We start from the raw sequence: 17,312 nt of genomic DNA on the forward strand, positions 1-17,312 counted from the left end.
ATGCAATAGGAAATTTTAGCACCGGTAACACTCCTTTCTTCCTCAAAATGGGTTCATTCTAACATGAGTAATCGTTCAAATTGGTAATAAATTTCAAAATGGATCTCGTATGGTTGAATCTTAACACCCTTTTTTGCGAATTGTCAAACCTTTTTCAAAAAAATGTATATGACTTGTCCAAGAAGCTCGCTGGATTGGGACGGTTGGTGGTCATTCTAAAAGATGCTATGATATAGTTGGCAGACGTCATTGTACAAGGAGATGAGCATAACGTATGAGCATACAGGTAACTGAACCTGCGGCACAGTGGTACATTAAGGAGCTTAGTTTGAATCGTGGAGATTCGATCCGTTTTTTTGTTCGCTATAGCTCTGGCGGCGGGTTGCATCCAGGCTTTTCTCTGGGAATTGCCGTAGAGCCTCCGCAGCACCCCGTATTACAGCATGAAGCGGCTGGCATTACGTTTTATATGGAGGACCAGGATTACTGGTATCTGAAGGGCCATCATCTGGAAGTTAAGTATTTGGAGGAACATGATGACATTATTTACACCTATGTTGAGGATGAACAAGCTTAGTGTTCCACTGTCAATCATAGCGTGCAAATAGTTGTTCTTGGACATGAAAAGCGGCGGAGTATCGTGTTACAGGAGATGAACCTGTACATGATGCTTCGCCGCTTTTTTGTGCTTAAGGCGGGTATATCGTATGTTAAGGGTTGTTAAGTATCGGGCCATCGAGTGCAAAATCAAAATCATCAATGTCGTACACATGTACAGGTACGGAAGCTTCGATAATGCGGTGGATCCAGTCCAATTGATCCGTCAGAATGGGTAATGATTCACGCTGAGCTGTCAACACCAGTTCAGTCTCAATTGGATCAAAATATTCCCCGTAATGCGCCGTATCAACAGCATTAACGACAATGAGTGATGTATTGGCATCGAATAGAATAGGCAAGCTCTTGGCCCAAGGCATCTGAAGGGCACGCCGAATTTTTTTCTGATTCAACGGTTCCTCAAAATAACTGATCAGCTCGCTTACCTTCCGCTTCACATGTTGATCGTCCATAGGATTATCCATGAGCGGCTCTGTGCTATCCTGGAATTCGTATAGCTCTAGCAGTGATGTGTAAGGCACTATATATTCCACAGGGGCGGGAGATGTAAGTAGTTGGCCGTATATAGCCACCATTACAGCTTCCGTTACAAATTGTCGAGACATCGGTCAAGCCTCCTGCATTTACCAAATTATGCGATATGAGTATACCACAAAGCGGGACTGAATTCAGCCCGACATGCAGATTGCTATCATGTATTCCTATATTTGTTGTACGAATTTAGCTGCGGCCGATTAACAAGGAAAGCAATCCGGCAGCAATCAGAGGTCCAACAGGAACTCCTTTAAAGAAGGCAACGCCAATGACGGTCCCGATCAGTAGACCTGTCACAATAATGGGCTGTCCAGACATTAAAGTTACTCCGCGGCCGCCAAGATAGGCTACCAGAATTCCGATACCAATCGCGAGCAGAGATTTCCAGTGCAGGAAAGACTCCATCACCTGATTAATACTGATTTTACCGCTGGCTAGCGGGGTCATGACCCCGATCGTCAAAATAATAATTCCGATCGTCAGGCCATACTTTTCAAGCCAGGGGAAAGCAGTGTGAAAGCTGGTTACCCGCAGTAGCAGTAATACAACCATGGCAATAGTCACGGTAGAGTTGCCACTAACAATCCCAAGACCAGCCAATACCAGTAAGATAAGTGAGCTGTAATCCATACAGATGTTCTCCTTCGTTTATTTAGCTTTGGATATGTTCGGCGATTTGTTGCCCGTGCCAGCGGCCTGTTTCAATAAACACTTCATTGGCATTGCTGCCTGAAGCGATGACCCCAGCGACATATATACCTGGGATGTTCGTTTCCATCGTGGCAGGATTAAATTCTGGTTTGTCCAGATCCTCAGCCATGTGGACGCCGACAGACTCCAGCAGTTTTCGCTCCGGGTGAAATCCAGTCAGTGCCAGTACAAAATCATTTTCGAGTCGGAATGCTTCAGTGTCCAGCGGAGTGACTACGACATGGTCTGGATGAATTTCGGTAATGCGTGCGCCTAAGTGCAGCGTGATCTTCCCTTTTTGTACCATACTGTCAAACAGTGGACGAACCCACGGCTTGATGTATTGGGACAACTCGCTTCGACGATATACCATATCAATCGTAGCTCCGACCCGCACCAATTCCATCGCAGCATCTACCGCAGAGTTACTGCCACCGATAACTGCGACCCGGGTTCCTGTATAGGGATGGGCTTCGCTGAAATAGTGAGTGACTTTATCCAATTGTTCCCCGGGAATGCCCAAATAGTTCGGATGATCAAAATATCCTGTAGCCACAACGACATAGCGTGACGAATACGTTTTGGTTATTTCTCCTTTGCTCAGGGTATGTACAGTAAATGTACCGTCATCCTGGCGATGAATAGACTGGGCCTCCTCATAATGCTGAATGTTCAAGTTATAATGTGTAGCTACTTTACGATAGTACGCCAGTGCTTCATGACGAAAAGGTTTGTCATTAGGGGTGCTGAACGGTACATCACCGATTTCCAGTAGTTCGGCGGTGCTAAAAAACTGCATGTTCGTCGGATACAGAAAAATGGAGTGAACGATGTTGCTTTTTTCAATAATGACAGTTTGCAAACCTCTGCGGCTGCATTCGATTGCAGCGGATAGTCCGCAGGGTCCGCCACCGATAATGATTACGTCGTGCATTTGGATGAACCTCCAGTTGTATTGGTTTATTACGCCAGTTTTGTAGGGTTAACAATATTTTGACGATTAAAAACAGCTCTCAGGATTGAAGCAAATAGCTCAGTATGTGAGAAGTTTTCAAATAATAATCCTACCGCAATGCGAACACAATATCCAGCCGTTTTCAGAAAGAGATGACGGACGGTGAAGATTGACAGCCACTTTTAGCAAACATATAATTAGATATATATCTATTTACTGTGATTGAATTCGCTTGCATAGTAAGTATGTACTAGTGAAAAGAGGTGCAATAACGATGCAACTGGATAAAATGGTCAACTATCATAAAGCACTTGCTGATCCAACGCGAATGCGGATATTACTTCTTTTGTCCCGTGGGGAGATGCATGGCCAAGCTTTGGCGAAAAAGCTGAATTTGTCCCAGCCGACTGTTACACATCATGCTTCCAAACTCCGTGAGGCAGGGTTGATTAAGGAACGACGTGATAAAAACACGGTGTATTTTACACTGAATCCAGAGCTGATCCGGCAGCATTCCGAGGCGACGGTGCGATTTATTTTCGAAAAAGGAGAGGGGGAGGAAGAGATGTCAGAGTTGAATGAAACGCTGGAGGCGTCGGTCTTACGCAATTTTTTTTCCAAGGACGGCAAGTTGCGCCAAATCCCTGCGCAGTATAAGAAAAAATTAATCGTACTTCAGATGCTGGCAGAAAATCTGGAGCCAGGCCGCATGTATCCTGAACGTGAATTAAACGAGTGGATCAAGCAATACCATGAGGATTTTGCAACGATTCGGCGTGAGCTGATTATGCATCAGTTTATGTACAGGGAACGGGAAATGTACGAATTGAACCCGCGTGAGCTGTGGACGCGCTGGGATCAGGTACGCTAAACGAAACTTGACAAAGATTTCAAAAAAGTTTCGTAGGCAGCCTTGACAGACAATTGATGGACTTGTATGATAAAGGAAATTTTAGGAGGAGGCGATGTTATATGCGTACGAACATGAATGGATGGATTCAGCAGCAGAATGACTTGTCTCCCGCACGGACGATGCACGCTTAAAGACTGTATAGATCTATAGTCTTGGCTTAGCAGTTGGTTGGACAGTAGAACCAACGAAATCCGCAGGGAGTGATTCCCTGCGGATTTTTTATGGTTAGGCGTCTTGTTATCCAGTTGTTGATTCTGGGGAGTGGTCCGTGAGAGACCGCTTGCTTAAGTGAACGAACGGATCACATCGGCCTGAATCGTATACCCTCCGCAGGGAAACCCCTGCGGATTTTTTGCGTTGTTTGCATGCGGGGAGAAAAAATGTACACCTATCGAATAACACTACGATCAAAAATAAACGATGATTTCAGGAGGAAAACAATGAGTATACATGAATACGGTTGGTCTGATTATTGGAACGGTTTTTGGGACCAATGGAAGCAAAGCTATGAGGAAAGAGCAGGAAATACACAGGTACGTCCTGCCCGCTTGATTGCCGATTATGGACAAAAGGTGAAGCTTATCACAATGGATGGAGAACGCTGGGGAGCGGCTTCAGGTAAGCTACGACATGCTATGGTAGATCCGGCGGAAATGCCGGCTGTAGGGGACTGGCTGGCAATCACCACGTCGGATGAAGTGTCGGATGCAGTAATTCATGCCGTCTTGCCACGTAAAAGTCGAATATCTAGGCAGGCCGCGGGCTTTGAGACGAAGGAGCAACTGATCGCGACAAATGTGGATACGCTTTTCCTTGTTAATGCGCTGAATCATGATTTTAATATGCGCAGACTGGAACGGTATTTAATTATGGCTTGGAACAGCGGGGTAAACCCGGTTGTCGTTTTGAGTAAGAGTGATCTTTGTGAAGATGTCGAACAACGGGTTGCTGAAGCGGAGGGAGTTGCCCCTGGTGTACCTGTTATCGTTATTTCTGCTTTGCAGAACGAAGGCAGAGAGCAACTGGAGGCGTTTCTTCAACCTGGCTGTACAGTTGCTTTGACAGGCTCTTCCGGTAGTGGCAAATCCACGATAGTAAACTGGCTCTCCGGGTCTGAAGTTCAACTGACACAGGATGTGAGGGAGGAAGACAGCCGGGGCAGGCACACAACCACTCACCGACAGCTTTTTCCCATCGCAAAGCAAGCTGTTCTACTGGATACACCCGGCATGCGTGAGCTTAATCTGTGGGATGATTCCATGGGTGTCGCTCATACCTTTACGGATATTATGGAAACGGCGCAGCAATGCCGTTTTGCAGATTGCAAGCATAAGGGCGAAGCTGGATGTGCAGTGGAGGAAGCTATAGAGAGAGGGGAATTGTCGGAATCCAGAGTGAACAATTATCGCAAAATGCAGCGTGAACTGGAATATCAGGCGCGTAAGGAAGCAGATCGACGCAGGAAAGATAGCCGTTCAAGCACAGCCCCGGGTCGTAGGGATCAGCGAAGCGGCTGGCGACGTGATGTGGAGTGGTAAGCCAAGCTGCAGTGAAGCATCAAATGTAAAAATATAAGAAAATCTAAGTTGTAGTCGGCATAGGGTATAAAGGGGTGAATATATGCCGAACTACAGCATTGTGGTGGATTTATCGGATCGTCGTTTATATTTGAAAGATGGAGATCAGATTGTTCTTAGTTATCCAGTCGGTATTGGCAAGCTGGCTACACAGACACCGCATGGGCAATTTACGATTATTAACAAACAGCCCAATCCCGGCGGCCCTTTCGGAGCATTCTGGATGGGGCTGTCCAAGCCGCATTATGGCATTCATGGCACCAATGAGCCATGGTCCATTGGCAAGATGGTGTCACATGGCTGCATTCGAATGCAGAATAAGGATGTGCTTGAGCTTCAGGAAAAGGTAAGTATAGGCACGCCAGTCACGATACAGCCGTAGCGGCTAGAAGACACTAGATTCTGTATCTACTCAGACGTGGAAACCGCGTCCTAGGCTGTATCTGTGAAGCGTATCTCATGGCGAACGGCCGTAACTTTAGGTTAGATACTGCGTTTAGTTACGATTTGGGTTGGATAGGGATACGGGCTTCAATCTGTTTGGAGCCCTCTTTGTCGTCTGCGGATTTGGCTAACGGTCCCGAAAGGCGTTCCCCTTGTGTACCGTACGCCTGTTTGGCGTTAGTCCACATATCTTCGTTCGGTTCGAAAATTATGACTATGGTATAGTGGTTGGCAAGGCTCGGCTTTTTGACCCTCATGCTGAAGGAGCCGTCAGGCATAACTTTGGTTTGATCATCGTAGCCAAACTGCCATCGTCCCGGAAAATCAATCGTGAGTTTGACGTCCGACCCTTCCAGCAAATTGCTGCGCGCATATACATGATAATAGTTACCTTCTTGCTTCACATCAGGCTTAATCCACACTTGAGGGCTACCGTAGTCCTTAGGTTTGTTCCAGACGGGCTTAACTAAAGGGGTATTGCGTTCTTGTTCAGGATCAAATTCAGCCCCAATCCGAACTTCATGCAGAAGCTGATTGTTTTCTTCGTATTGATATACATAAGGACCTTCTAATTTGTTGCCACCGCTGCCATACAGATTTCGTATTTCATTGTCTTGGTCATCTGGACGGAACAGAACAGTCAGATCCATACTGCCCTGTATTCCGGGGCGTTGTACCTGGAGTACAAAACTTCCATCCTTTTGAACGGTTGTCTCATCCGTGTACCCAGTTAACAGGGAGTTTTTGACCGCAAGATTCCCTTTGATCCGTGCTCCGGCCGGGAGGTTGGAATGTCCTGTAACCTTCACGGTATTTTTATCAATGCTAACGCCACCTGATATTTCGACATAGCTGCTGCCTTGCTTATGGACAGGTGTATGATTGGCAGCTCGTTCATCAAGGGATGATGCGCCTTGGTTGGGATTACCCGTTACGGTGTAGGCACGTGCTTCAGCTTCATGTTGGGCCATACTCCGGGTTGAAGCTTTTTCCCTGCTGCATGCAGCCAGCATCGTTAGGATTAAGAATGCACATAAAAGGTTCCAGCCTATTTTGGTAATCATGTGTTTACTCATGGTTTTTGCTCGCTCCTTGTCCATAGCTTCCAGGCTTAACGTGATAAAATTTTCGAAACTTTATGTATTTACCCTAATTAAAGGGTATGTAATCCCGTCTGCTTTATCCTATAAGTAGCGTCCTGTTTAAACAACAGACAGAATGGTTAAAAATGGATAGCCTGATCATCCCCTTGAAAAGCAGGGGCAGCTTGCTGTAAAGGAGCCTGAGTCATATGTCCATTGACCGTTTTATCTTAAAAAAGCTGGACAACTGCCGGGAAGAGCATACACGCGCTAATTTACTAGAACTGTTTAGAATACGGATTGAGAAGGCGCAGAATAAGGAACGAGGCGGTAAAAAAGGTTATCGCAGAATACTTTAAATAGAGTCTAATCAAATGCATAAGCTGCGGTAAGTCACATGTATCATGTTTCAAAGCTGCTGATATGGAGAGGGTGCTGAAATGCCCCTCTCTTTTTTGTGTCTAATGTGGACAAAAAAAGTCCCTCTTAATAGAGGGACAATGCCAATGAATCATTTTCACTAACGCTATGCAGGATGGCTTCACAACCGACAATCTCTATACTGATCAAAGAGTTAAGACATTTTTGAAGGGCGCGCTTGCCGCTGGAGATTTTATTCTCCAAAGTGTTACTTAGAAGTTTTAATGTTTTTTGTACCGGTTGCTTATTTTCTTGATTGAAGTATACGGGAATACGTTTGTTTTGAAATGTAATTAATGTTCTCACAAAAATCACCTCGCCTGAGTTATTTCATGGCTTAATTGTAGTGCCCGTTTCTTAAAATTACCTTAAAAACACCTTATAAAAACATAAAGGTCTGAAAAATTTACAAAGTGTTCACAACAATCTAGGTAACAATCGAATTTAGTTCTAACTAATCGACAATATGACGTATATCCCCATATTAAAAACAATTAAATACATATTATTGATGCTAATGGCTCTACTAATGTGAGAAAATATGACTAAAGTCGCTGTTTTATTTTTGGAGTGGGTATTTTGTAACAAATTGACAGTCTAATAGTCGGATGCTACAGTTACGATAGCCATATTTCCGTAGAAATAGGCTTTTTGCGTGAACTTTGCTATATATTAAGGATCGGGAGGGATGACAGATGATCCTGACCGTGCTTTCAGGACGACAGGAAACAGAGTGGTTTGACATCGAGGTAGCTGATGAATACTCGGTGGAACATTTAAAGTTGATGCTGGGTGTGCGCATTTTCGGCGAGCCTCCAGCGGAAGGCATGCAATATATTATGGAAGCAAAGTTCCCGGAAGGGCTTTGGTTCAGGGTGGGGGATAACCAGCTACTCACAGGATCAGGCTTGCGGGAAGGCTGTACTGTGCGTATTCAGCGCGCTTTTTCGACAACTCAGGACGAAGCGCCTGTGTATGGAAGGCGTTCTCTGTTTCAAAGTGAAAAAAATGGGTAAATACACACATGAAATTATATGAAACCTTGGTAAAATGAAATAGTAAGCGAAAAGGGGGACTTTTGTCTTGAATGCATTATACCAGCGATCCCCGAGATTAAGGCCGGCGCTCCGAGAGGAGAAGCTGGAGATTTTACGGCCTCCGGCTGAGCCGAGCAAGCCGTCTTTTTCTATTATATCTATACTTATTCCGTTAATGATGACGTTGGTGACTATAGGCTTTTACGTATATATGAGCAAAACAGGTAAGATGGGCAACAGTAACTATTTGATGTTCCAGATGGTTACTGTGGTCATGATGCTTACATCTTATACGATTCCTTTTTTCGTCTATCTAAATAATAAGAAGGAATACAAGCGTAAGCTTGAGGAACGGGACCGCATGTACCGGGAACAGCTCCAAAAGCATCGTGAAGAACTTGAAATGAAACGCGAGGAGCAAATTCGCACACTATATGAAATTCACGGTGACCCGCAAATATGTACTCAAATTGTCAAAAACCGCAACAGTTCACTCTGGGAACGATCACCGGAGGATGAGGACTTTTTGCAGGTGCGTATTGGGACTGGACAAGTTCCCTTCCATATTAAATTGCAAATTCCACGCCCAGACGGTTATGATCGAGATCCTTTGTTGGGAGCTGCGGATGAACTGGAAGAAGAGTTTCGTCTGGTAGACGCCGCTTCCATTGCATTACCGCTGTTTCAATCCAAAGTGGTTGGATTGGTCGGCGAACGGGAGCATACCCTTGCTGCGTTAAGAGTCATCTTGGCACAAGTGACGGTTCGTCACTCGCCAGATGAAGTGAAAATTGCTTCCTTCTATGACGAGCGAGAGGAAAGTGAATGGACTTGGATGCGCTGGCTCCCACATGTGTGGGATGATGACCGAATCCAGAGAATGATGTCAGACCGCAGTAGCAGTGCACATCAACTAGCTGATTTTCTGTTTGCCAGACTGAACCGCCGTAAAAATAATCGCAATGATCGTCAGGGCAGAGGGATGGAAGTCCCGTGTTATGTCGTGGTTTTATCTGACACCCAGCTGATTGAGGAAGAACCGTTGCTGCCGTTGTTACTGGAGGACGGCCGAGCCATTGATGCGTGTACGATTGTGCTGGCTTCTCGTAAAGAGGCTTTGCCGATGCAGTGTCAACTGATTGTGGAGGCTTCCAAAGAGCAGGGCGTATATGCCCGTAAATCAGAATCGGCGGAGGTTGAACAGCAAAGTTTTAAACCGGATCGTTTATCAAAAGAGGAAGCCGATGCATTGGCGCGGTACATGGCTCCTATTCGCTTGAAGCGTTCCTCTGCTTCTGATATTCCCGCTGTGCTACCTCTGTTTGATATGATGAGCGTAGCGAGTGTAGAAGAACTGGACGTGGCAGATCGGTGGCGACGTAACCGCCATCCTGATACCTTACCCGTACCGATGGGCGTGCGAGCAGGCGGCAAGAAGATTATGATTAACCTGCATGATAAGATAGAGCGTCAAGGACATGGTCCCCATGGCTTGATCGCCGGTACAACGGGTTCAGGGAAGAGTGAGGTTATCCAATCCATCGTAGCCTCGCTTGCTGCCGAGTTTCATCCGCATGATCTGGCTTTTATGCTGATCGATTACAAGGGTGGAGGCATGTCCAACACGTTCGTTAACTTGCCGCATGTGGTGGGTACGATTACGAACTTGGACAATAATTTGATTGAACGTGCCAAAATATCTCTTAAAGCAGAACTGGTTCGTCGACAGAAGATATTGAACGATGCAGGCAATTTACAGCATATTGATGAATATTACAGACTACTCCGGCAGCGGCAGGAACAACCGCTGCCTCATCTGGTTATTATTATTGATGAATTTGCACAATTAAAGCGGGATCAGCCAGAGTTCATGGACGAGCTAATCAGTATTGCTGCGATTGGGCGTACACTAGGTGTCCATCTGATTTTGGCGACGCAAAAGCCCGCAGGTGTCGTGGATGATAAGATCTGGAGTAACTCCAGATTCCGCATCTGCTTACGGGTGCAAAGCGAAGGTGATAGCCGTGACATGTTGAAAATACCGAATGCTGCGTGGATTACGAAGCCGGGACGAGGATATTTTCAAGTGGGTAGCGACGAGGTTTTTGAAGAGATGCAGTTTGCTTGGAGCGGTGCGCCGTATATAGGCAACAGCGATATTTCTTCTGCACTACCTGTCCATGAAGTGAGACTGAACGGGAAACGTGAAGCGCTACTGACGGGTGGAGAACGGGCAAGCTCAGGCTTAAAAGGTGAAGAAGCTCCTAAACAGCTTCAAGTATTTATTGATTATATTGCGAATGAGGCTGCTAAAGCAGGGATCGAACGACTTCAGGGACCGTGGCTTCCACCGCTGCCTGAATTGCTGGATTTAACAAATCTGCCTGCATGCACCGAAATAGATAGTACATCATCATCTTTGGAGCTGAAGGCTCTTATGGGTCTGGTCGATGATTTGCCCAATCAGCGGCAGGAGCCGATTTATGCATCGCTGGATCATGGTCATTGGGCTGTGTATGGCATGCCGGGCATGGGGAAAACTACCTTTTTGCATACATTGCTGATGTCCACGGCTCAGCGTTTTACTGCGAATCATTGGAATGGTTATATCATTGATATGGGTCGAACGATGCGCGACTTTGGGGAACTTCCCCAAATCGGGGCTGTTATGATGGCTGAGGAGGATGACCGGATCAAGCGATTGTTCCGTTATCTGTTCAAGATGGTGGCCGTACGCAAGGAAATGCTTTCCGAGGCTGGTGTCAAGACAATAAGCTCTTATCGACGTTCTGCTGTCGAGGATATTCCGCAAATTGTCGTAGTCATTGATGGATATCTTAATTTCCGTAATGCTTATCCAGATGAAAATGAACTGCTGGAATCTCTTTTGCGAGAAGGAGGTAGTCTAGGTATCACGTTTATCATTACGGCGAACCGGATTACCGATGTGTTTGAGAAATTCCGCAGTAACATACCGAATGCTGTTTCCTTTGAAATGTCCGACCCGAGTGACTATTATTATGCGGTAGGACGACCAGCCAAAACGCCAGGACCGTTAATTCCAGGCCGCGCCCTGGTTAAAGGACATGTTCCTCCGCTGGAGTTCCAAACGGCTTTGCCTTCACCAGGTGAAGATGAGGCGGAACGATCAGCACGGTTACGTCGCAATATCGCTGGCATTGCGCAGGAATGGAAAGGCAAGCACGCACCAGCCATTCTTCCATTACCTGAGCGGATTCCACTGTCGGAACTGCTTCAGCAGTGGGATCGGACAAGTGGACCCTCGGGCGCACTTCCTTATGAGGTGCCTGTAGGTCTACAGAGTGACGATCTTGAGCCTTTTCTCCTGAATCTAAAAGAAGGGCCCAATTTTATCGTGGGTAGTCCAATGGAGGGTGGAAAAACCTCTTTTCTAATGAGTTGGATTATATCGCTCGCTTATTACACATCACCTAATCAATTGGAAGTCTATACGATTGATACACGCTATGGAGGCGGAGGACTATCTAGATTACGGCATCTTCCTCATGTTAAGGCTGCTGCCGAAAGCGAAGAAGAAATGGGGCCTCTGGTACAGAAAGTGTATGATATCGTTCAACAGCGGAACAAGGAAGGGAATGATCCCGAATTGCTCCTGGTCATTGATGATGCGGATATGTTAAGTAAGCAACTGAACGATTTTATGATAAAGGATCAGCTCTCCGCCATTGTACGGTTGGGACGTGATCGCAATGTGCATGTCGTGCTATCGGGTGTGCCATCTGATTTTCCTACCTTTGGGGTGGACTGGTTTAATGATGTCAAGGCAAGCCAAAGCGGTATGCTATTTGGAACACTAGATTCGAATGATCTATCGTTCTTTCGTATCCCTTATTCGGAGGCGAACGCCGCTGCTGGTGGCCTAAAAGTCCTGCCACCTGGGCAGGGATACTACGTACGGCGCAAATTTACCAGGATAAAAGCGGCAATTCCCTTCTCAGAGCAAGTGAGCTGTGAGGATTGGATAACGAAAATTCGTGACCGATGGCATGTTGTAGTTTGAAGGGAGGTGGCTCATAATGTTAACGTTTCAAGCTTCCAAGCAGAAGTTAATAACCCTTAAGGCGAAGGAACTGTTTTTTCTAGCAGGCGTATTGGGCTCTGACAGACTGCTTGGGGTGGAAGATCCGTTTAAGGGCTATCTAGCAGAGGAGTTGGCGGAAGAGTGGGAGCAGGTAAAAGCTACTCTTTTGGAAAAGGGTTATCTAAAGCGGGCAGATAAGGGCAAAGAGCTAGCAATGCCTCCTACCGTTTTTTCAAGAGTCGCTATCGCGGGATTATCCAACAGGGCTTGCCGTATACGCTATGTGCGGGGAGGCAAGCAGTTTGAAGGCTATCTCCATTGCACGAACGAACGTGTAGTGGAACTCGTGAAATCCGCTGATGAACCCGATGAGTATCGACTGTACGATCTGGGTAATGTGGAAAAGGCTTGCGAAACATTGATTGATAAAATGGGTTGGGTAGATCGACTTGTGCCTGAATCCCCCGCACTTATGTTCTCCAAGCAGGCATTTAATAAAATTTACGAGCAGTCGGCAGGAGAAAGTGTATCTCTGATCAGCAGTAAACTGACCGAGGCTAGCGGAGATGCAGAGGGGTCTGCAAGCCTGGCTCAGTCTTTGAGTTCCCGTGTAGCCGAGGGAGAATTGCAATTGCTGGTCTGGAACGGTAGGGAGTGGGAGTCACAACGGGCAGCCTTTGTCCTGTGTCCCGCAATGAACTGGATATTTCGGATGAGCTCTAGTGGTAACGGAGACTGGCTGATTGCAGCTATGGCTTCAAGAGATCAGTTTGTGGATTTATTATTAAATTGGTTGAAACAGTCGGCAGTGAATGAAGAAGTGACAGAAGAAGGGTGATGGATATGCGCATTCGAGTTGAACCGGATGTGCTTCGGGGGCTTAGCGGGCAGCTACAGCATGCGGCGGAGCAAATTCAACAGTTAACAGCAGGTTTGGAGCAGGCATTACAATCGCTGGATTGGGATGTATCTGCACGCGAGGCGATCTTGAATCATTGGATGCAGGCCAAGCGGATGTCAGAACAGATCCATGCTTACCTCCATACATCAGGTACACAACTGAACCGAAAGGCAGAGCAGTTTCAGTCTGTTGACCACAACTATCAAACGATTCTGTCATTTGCCAGCCAACCATTGGGACGACCCGTCACGATGCTCGATTGGTCGAATCAGCAATCACCGTCTATTCTGCCTGGGCAAGCTTCGGAAGGAGGCAGTCTGATTTCAAACCCGCAGTCTGTCGTACATGCCATTGCTGGTGTACAGTCTTCGGATATAGAAACGTTGCATCAGGATATTCTGATGCAGGCGTCTTCTAGCAGTCCGCAGGATTGGTATTTTACTGATCCGTCTACAGCAAGAGATCAGCCTGTCGCATAGTTGGGAACGCGTTCCGGGACAATCTGGATCGACTGCAAAATTTACTTGAATTCGTTTCGCAATTCCCGGCTTTATGGGACTTATTAGGTGGTTGTTTTGTTAATATTATACTGTTAGGTGCTGTTTTATAGTTAAAAAGTGGGATTATAACAATTAGGTCCTTTGCCTTTTGTAGGGAATTAAATAGCCATAGTACAATTTGAACCAGATAAACAAAAACATTATTTATCATCAAGGAGGACGCAAAAAATGGCAGGACGCATTTTAATTACCCCAGAACAGGTTGATCAGGTGGCTAACCAATTTAAACAAAGTGGTGAGCAAAGCCAGCAGATCGTTTCCAGTTTGACACAGTCCATCTCAGGTATGGAAGGTCAATGGGAAGGTATGACTAAGCAACGCTTCTTCCAAGAGTTTCAGGAAGCTAGCAAACAAATGCAAGCTTTCGTAACGACTTTGAATAGCATCAGCCAAGAATTGACAGCTATCGCTAACAAATTCCGTACGGTTGACCAAACGAAATAAGTTGCCTTGCCTGATAGGGATCAACTTATCATACACCACTCTATAAAGAAGCAATATGTGAGCCATTCCTCATGGTTTGGCACAGGATGTTCAGGAAAAACCGGGCGATCTTCGGATACCCGGTTTTCTTGCCATCCATAGATGTATATAATAAGGTGAGGAATACTAGCATACTGAATGATGTAAGGAGAGGGATGTTTCATGTCTTTTCAACCGAATCCGGGAGACGAATTGATCATAAACGGCACAGCTTATGTGGTTGGGCGACATCCCGCTGCACCCGGTTTAGCCTATGCTCAAGCAGGGCGACAGGGAATTGTATACCAGCTAAATGCCAAAAACGGAGCGCCGCATGAGGCCAAAGCCCTTAAGGTGTTTTTTCCGAAGTTCCGCATCCCGGCTATGGTTTATCAATCGGAGCATATGGAAGCATACGGGGATATTCCCGGTTTGCAGGTATGCAAGCGTGATGTGCTCACTCCAGAAAGAAACGGAAGTCTGATCGCCGAGCAGCCTGATTTGCTGTATGCGGTGCTGATGCCATGGGTTCACGGTATGACATGGTTCGATTGTCTCACAGATCAGCGTCAGCTTGAGGCTTCCGATAGTCTGGCTTTGGCCAGAGCATTGGCAGGGATCGGTTCAGCTATGGAGCAAAAAGGATTGGCGCATTGTGATTTATCGGCGCCGAATGTAATGCTTCCGTTTTTTTCTGAAGTGGAACTGCCTCAAGGCACGTCAGCTGTGGAATTGGTGGACGTGGAACAAATGTATAGTACTAAAATGGATCGTCCAGATGCTCTATTGGCAGGTTCGCCAGGGTATGCCGCCCATCGTACCGTTCACAGCGGGTTATGGAGTGCGTATGCAGACCGTTTTGCAGGGGCAATTATTATAGGAGAAATGCTAGGCTGGTCTGACCGTGTAGTAGTGGACAAAGCGTGGGGCGAAAGTTATTTTGATCAGCATGAAATGCAGACGCCTTGTGAACGTTATTTTATTTTACGAAAATCACTTGAATCCCGGTGGGGCAGCAAGGTGGTAGAATTGTTCAGCCGTGCCTGGGATAGTCAGGATTTAAGCAGTTGCCCTACTTTTGGCGAATGGCTGGTTGTACTTAATGCGGTTACTGAGCAGAAAATTCCAGTTGAGGCTATAGAACCGGAGCCTACTGCGACAGAAACAATAGAATCGGCAGCGGTGGGCGGCCTTGCCAGTGAAGCTGCACCCTCTTTGTCAGCGCCTGCACCGCTCAAAGCTGAACAGGCTGCATTGCTAAATCAGGCTGCTCTGGAGCAGGGAGAGCGTGGGGTAACGGACAAGCTGTTCCGACAGGCACGTGATTTGGAGCAGCAAAACAAACCTGCTGCAGCTCTAGAAGTGTACCGGTCGTTGTATCATTTTGTAGAAGACGGTAGTCCTCTGCATGTGGAGGTGTCGGCTGCGATCACAGGGCTAGAGGAGCAGTTGAATCCCAAGACGCCAGAGCAACCTGAAAAATCAAAAGCCTGGTATCGCTCCAAAACATTTATCGTGACAACTGCGGCCGCAGTCGTTCTATTGGCAGCTGGAATCCCAGCCATGAATATTCTTGCAGATCAGTCCAATCAGCGGCAAATCGAGGCAGCCAAGCAGGAAGAGGCAGCGAAGGCTGCAAAGGCGGCCGAGGAAAAGCTGGCAGCCGAGCAGGAAGCGGCTCAAAAATTGCTGACGGAGAAACAACGACAGGAAGCGGAACAGCAGACCAAACAACAGGCACTTGCTGCTCAAAAGCAACAGGAGGAGCAGAAGAAACAGCAAGCCCTTATCGCTCAACAGGTTAAATATGAAGCTTATCTCGCCCAAAAGGAACAAAACAAGCAGGCGGCTGCCAAGTTGGCGAAGCAAAAAGCGTATGATCAACAGGCAAAGTATGAAAAATACTTGGCTTTGAAAAAAGAGCAGGAAGCTCGTGCCGCCCAGGAAGAGGCAGCTCGTAAGGCAGCAGCCGAGGCGGAACAAAAGCAAAAAGAGTCCTTGCATGCACGAAACAAGGAGAACGTTCTTCAGCTTATTTCCCTGTACAACAAGGCGTATGCCTCTCAGGAAGGTGGAAGCGCTGCGAAGGCTAAGAGCTTTGCCAAGCGTTTTAGAACACTATATGATAGTAATCCTTCTTATTATCGTTCGGTAGGTGAAGTGGGATATCGGGCTTCCTCGATTTATAACTTTTTAGGAGATACGAATTTTAGACTGCCTAAAATTTAATATTTCATATGTTTATATATGGGCGGAATGATAGATGGAGATAGAAGGTAACTGAGGGGAGCATGTACAAACCATGAATTATACAATACAGGCTTCACAACGTACTCCCGCCCTGATCATTTACCTGATTGACATCAGCGCGTCGATGAACATGCTGATGGAGGGGCGGCGGCGTATTGACGTTGTATATGAAGCTATATCGTTGGCGATCCGGCAGATGGTTTTTCGGTCAACCAAAGGAAATCGGCTGACAGCGCGCTATCGGATTGCGATTTTGGCTTATAGTGACGACGTGTATGACCTGCTGAATGGTGTTAAGGGGATAGATGAAATTGCGGCCATTGGCTCGTTGCCCGATTTGACACCCAAACGATTCTCAGATTCTGCAAAAGCCTTCTTGCAGGCTGAACGTATTTTGCAGGCAGAATTACCAGGGATGCAGGATTGCCCTGCACCATTGGTCTGTCATATGACAGATGGGGTTTCTACAGGCGATGATCCAGAACCGATTGCGAAGCGTATTATGAGCATGAGTGTACCGGACGGTAATGTACTGGTGGAAAATATATTTTTATCCGACAGGTTGCTGGAAACGCCTATTCAGGACCCCCGTCGATGGAAAGGTCTGACACATAATACGCCGTTGCAGGATGAACATGCTGTGAAATTGCGTGATATGTCTTCTGTACTGCCTGAAAGCTATCGGGAAATGCTATTTGAGGCGGATTATCAGTTAGGTGAAGGAGCCATTATGATGCTGCCCGGAACCTGTGCGGAACTGGTGTCCATTGGGTTCCAAATGTCGGCCGCAACGCCTGTACGGTAAG

The 17,312-nt window shown here is 46.6% G+C and carries 17 protein-coding genes; 12 read left to right on the top strand and 5 right to left on the bottom strand.

Going from position 1 to position 17,312, the window contains the following annotated elements:
• Positions 1-274: 274 nt before the first annotated feature.
• Entirely contained in the window at positions 275-577 is a 303-nt protein-coding gene (locus MHI21_RS11000) for a HesB/YadR/YfhF family protein (RefSeq protein WP_061829410.1), read from the top strand.
• 133 nt (positions 578-710) lie between these two features.
• Here MHI21_RS11000 and MHI21_RS11005 read toward each other — a convergent pair whose 3' ends face one another.
• From MHI21_RS11005 to MHI21_RS11015, 3 genes are all read right to left on the bottom strand, one after another.
• Positions 711-1,223 carry an ADP-heptose synthase gene (locus MHI21_RS11005; protein WP_134902677.1) on the bottom strand — a complete coding sequence of 171 codons (513 nt, stop codon included), beginning with the start codon at positions 1,221-1,223 and terminating at the stop codon, positions 711-713.
• Positions 1,224-1,338: 115 nt separating this feature from the next.
• Entirely contained in the window at positions 1,339-1,782 is a 444-nt protein-coding gene (locus MHI21_RS11010) for a DUF441 domain-containing protein (RefSeq protein ID WP_029517055.1), read from the bottom strand.
• A 22-nt stretch (positions 1,783-1,804) separates the two neighbouring features.
• On the bottom strand, positions 1,805-2,776 hold the full coding sequence (locus tag MHI21_RS11015; protein ID WP_342419991.1) for a YpdA family putative bacillithiol disulfide reductase: 972 nt from the start codon (positions 2,774-2,776) through the stop codon (positions 1,805-1,807).
• Between the two features lie 295 nt (positions 2,777-3,071).
• Between MHI21_RS11015 and MHI21_RS11020 the strand changes: the two genes are divergently transcribed.
• The 3 genes from MHI21_RS11020 (at position 3,072) to MHI21_RS11030 (ending at position 5,669) form a co-directional block, all read left to right on the top strand.
• A complete protein-coding gene (locus tag MHI21_RS11020; RefSeq protein ID WP_342419992.1) occupies positions 3,072-3,668 on the top strand; it encodes a metalloregulator ArsR/SmtB family transcription factor in 597 nt (198 codons plus the stop codon).
• A gap of 482 nt (positions 3,669-4,150) precedes the next feature.
• The gene (gene rsgA / locus MHI21_RS11025; RefSeq protein ID WP_250261576.1) at positions 4,151-5,248 is read left to right on the top strand and encodes a ribosome small subunit-dependent GTPase A; all 1,098 of its coding nucleotides are present in this window, start codon (positions 4,151-4,153) and stop codon (positions 5,246-5,248) included.
• Between the two features lie 82 nt (positions 5,249-5,330).
• A complete protein-coding gene (locus tag MHI21_RS11030; RefSeq protein ID WP_023988260.1) occupies positions 5,331-5,669 on the top strand; it encodes a L,D-transpeptidase in 339 nt (112 codons plus the stop codon).
• Between the two features lie 118 nt (positions 5,670-5,787).
• Here the strand turns inward: MHI21_RS11030 and MHI21_RS11035 are convergent, their stop codons facing one another.
• Positions 5,788-6,807, bottom strand: coding sequence for a flagellar motor protein MotB (locus MHI21_RS11035; RefSeq protein WP_342419993.1), 1,020 nt, complete (start codon positions 6,805-6,807; stop codon positions 5,788-5,790).
• Between the two features lie 215 nt (positions 6,808-7,022).
• Here MHI21_RS11035 and MHI21_RS11040 point away from each other — a divergent pair, with 215 nt between their 5' ends.
• Positions 7,023-7,172: a hypothetical protein gene (locus MHI21_RS11040; RefSeq protein ID WP_023988262.1), complete on the top strand. Its 150-nt coding sequence runs from the start codon at positions 7,023-7,025 to the stop codon at positions 7,170-7,172.
• Between the two features lie 127 nt (positions 7,173-7,299).
• Here the strand turns inward: MHI21_RS11040 and MHI21_RS11045 are convergent, their stop codons facing one another.
• On the bottom strand, positions 7,300-7,539 hold the full coding sequence (locus MHI21_RS11045) for a hypothetical protein (protein WP_013370782.1): 240 nt from the start codon (positions 7,537-7,539) through the stop codon (positions 7,300-7,302).
• 389 nt (positions 7,540-7,928) lie between these two features.
• Between MHI21_RS11045 and MHI21_RS11050 the strand changes: the two genes are divergently transcribed.
• The 7 genes from MHI21_RS11050 to MHI21_RS11080 all read left to right on the top strand — a co-directional run bounded on the left by MHI21_RS11050 (position 7,929) and on the right by MHI21_RS11080 (position 17,311).
• Positions 7,929-8,249 carry a hypothetical protein gene (locus MHI21_RS11050; protein WP_023988263.1) on the top strand — a complete coding sequence of 107 codons (321 nt, stop codon included), beginning with the start codon at positions 7,929-7,931 and terminating at the stop codon, positions 8,247-8,249.
• A 67-nt stretch (positions 8,250-8,316) separates the two neighbouring features.
• Positions 8,317-12,312 carry a type VII secretion protein EssC gene (essC, locus tag MHI21_RS11055; protein ID WP_341161682.1) on the top strand — a complete coding sequence of 1,332 codons (3,996 nt, stop codon included), beginning with the start codon at positions 8,317-8,319 and terminating at the stop codon, positions 12,310-12,312.
• 16 nt (positions 12,313-12,328) lie between these two features.
• The gene (locus MHI21_RS11060) at positions 12,329-13,171 is read left to right on the top strand and encodes a hypothetical protein (protein ID WP_250261573.1); all 843 of its coding nucleotides are present in this window, start codon (positions 12,329-12,331) and stop codon (positions 13,169-13,171) included.
• A 5-nt stretch (positions 13,172-13,176) separates the two neighbouring features.
• Positions 13,177-13,713: a WXG100 family type VII secretion target gene (locus MHI21_RS11065; RefSeq protein WP_061829458.1), complete on the top strand. Its 537-nt coding sequence runs from the start codon at positions 13,177-13,179 to the stop codon at positions 13,711-13,713.
• 249 nt (positions 13,714-13,962) lie between these two features.
• Complete coding sequence (locus MHI21_RS11070) at positions 13,963-14,238, top strand: WXG100 family type VII secretion target (RefSeq protein ID WP_013309990.1); 276 nt, start codon at positions 13,963-13,965, stop codon at positions 14,236-14,238.
• Positions 14,239-14,439: 201 nt separating this feature from the next.
• The gene (locus tag MHI21_RS11075) at positions 14,440-16,485 is read left to right on the top strand and encodes a hypothetical protein (protein ID WP_342419994.1); all 2,046 of its coding nucleotides are present in this window, start codon (positions 14,440-14,442) and stop codon (positions 16,483-16,485) included.
• A 73-nt stretch (positions 16,486-16,558) separates the two neighbouring features.
• Entirely contained in the window at positions 16,559-17,311 is a 753-nt protein-coding gene (locus tag MHI21_RS11080) for a vWA domain-containing protein (RefSeq protein WP_013309992.1), read from the top strand.
• Position 17,312: the final 1 nt, after the last annotated feature.

This window comes from Paenibacillus sp. FSL H8-0168 (assembly GCF_038592955.1).
In the GTDB taxonomy this organism is placed as follows: domain Bacteria; phylum Bacillota; class Bacilli; order Paenibacillales; family Paenibacillaceae; genus Paenibacillus; species Paenibacillus polymyxa_B.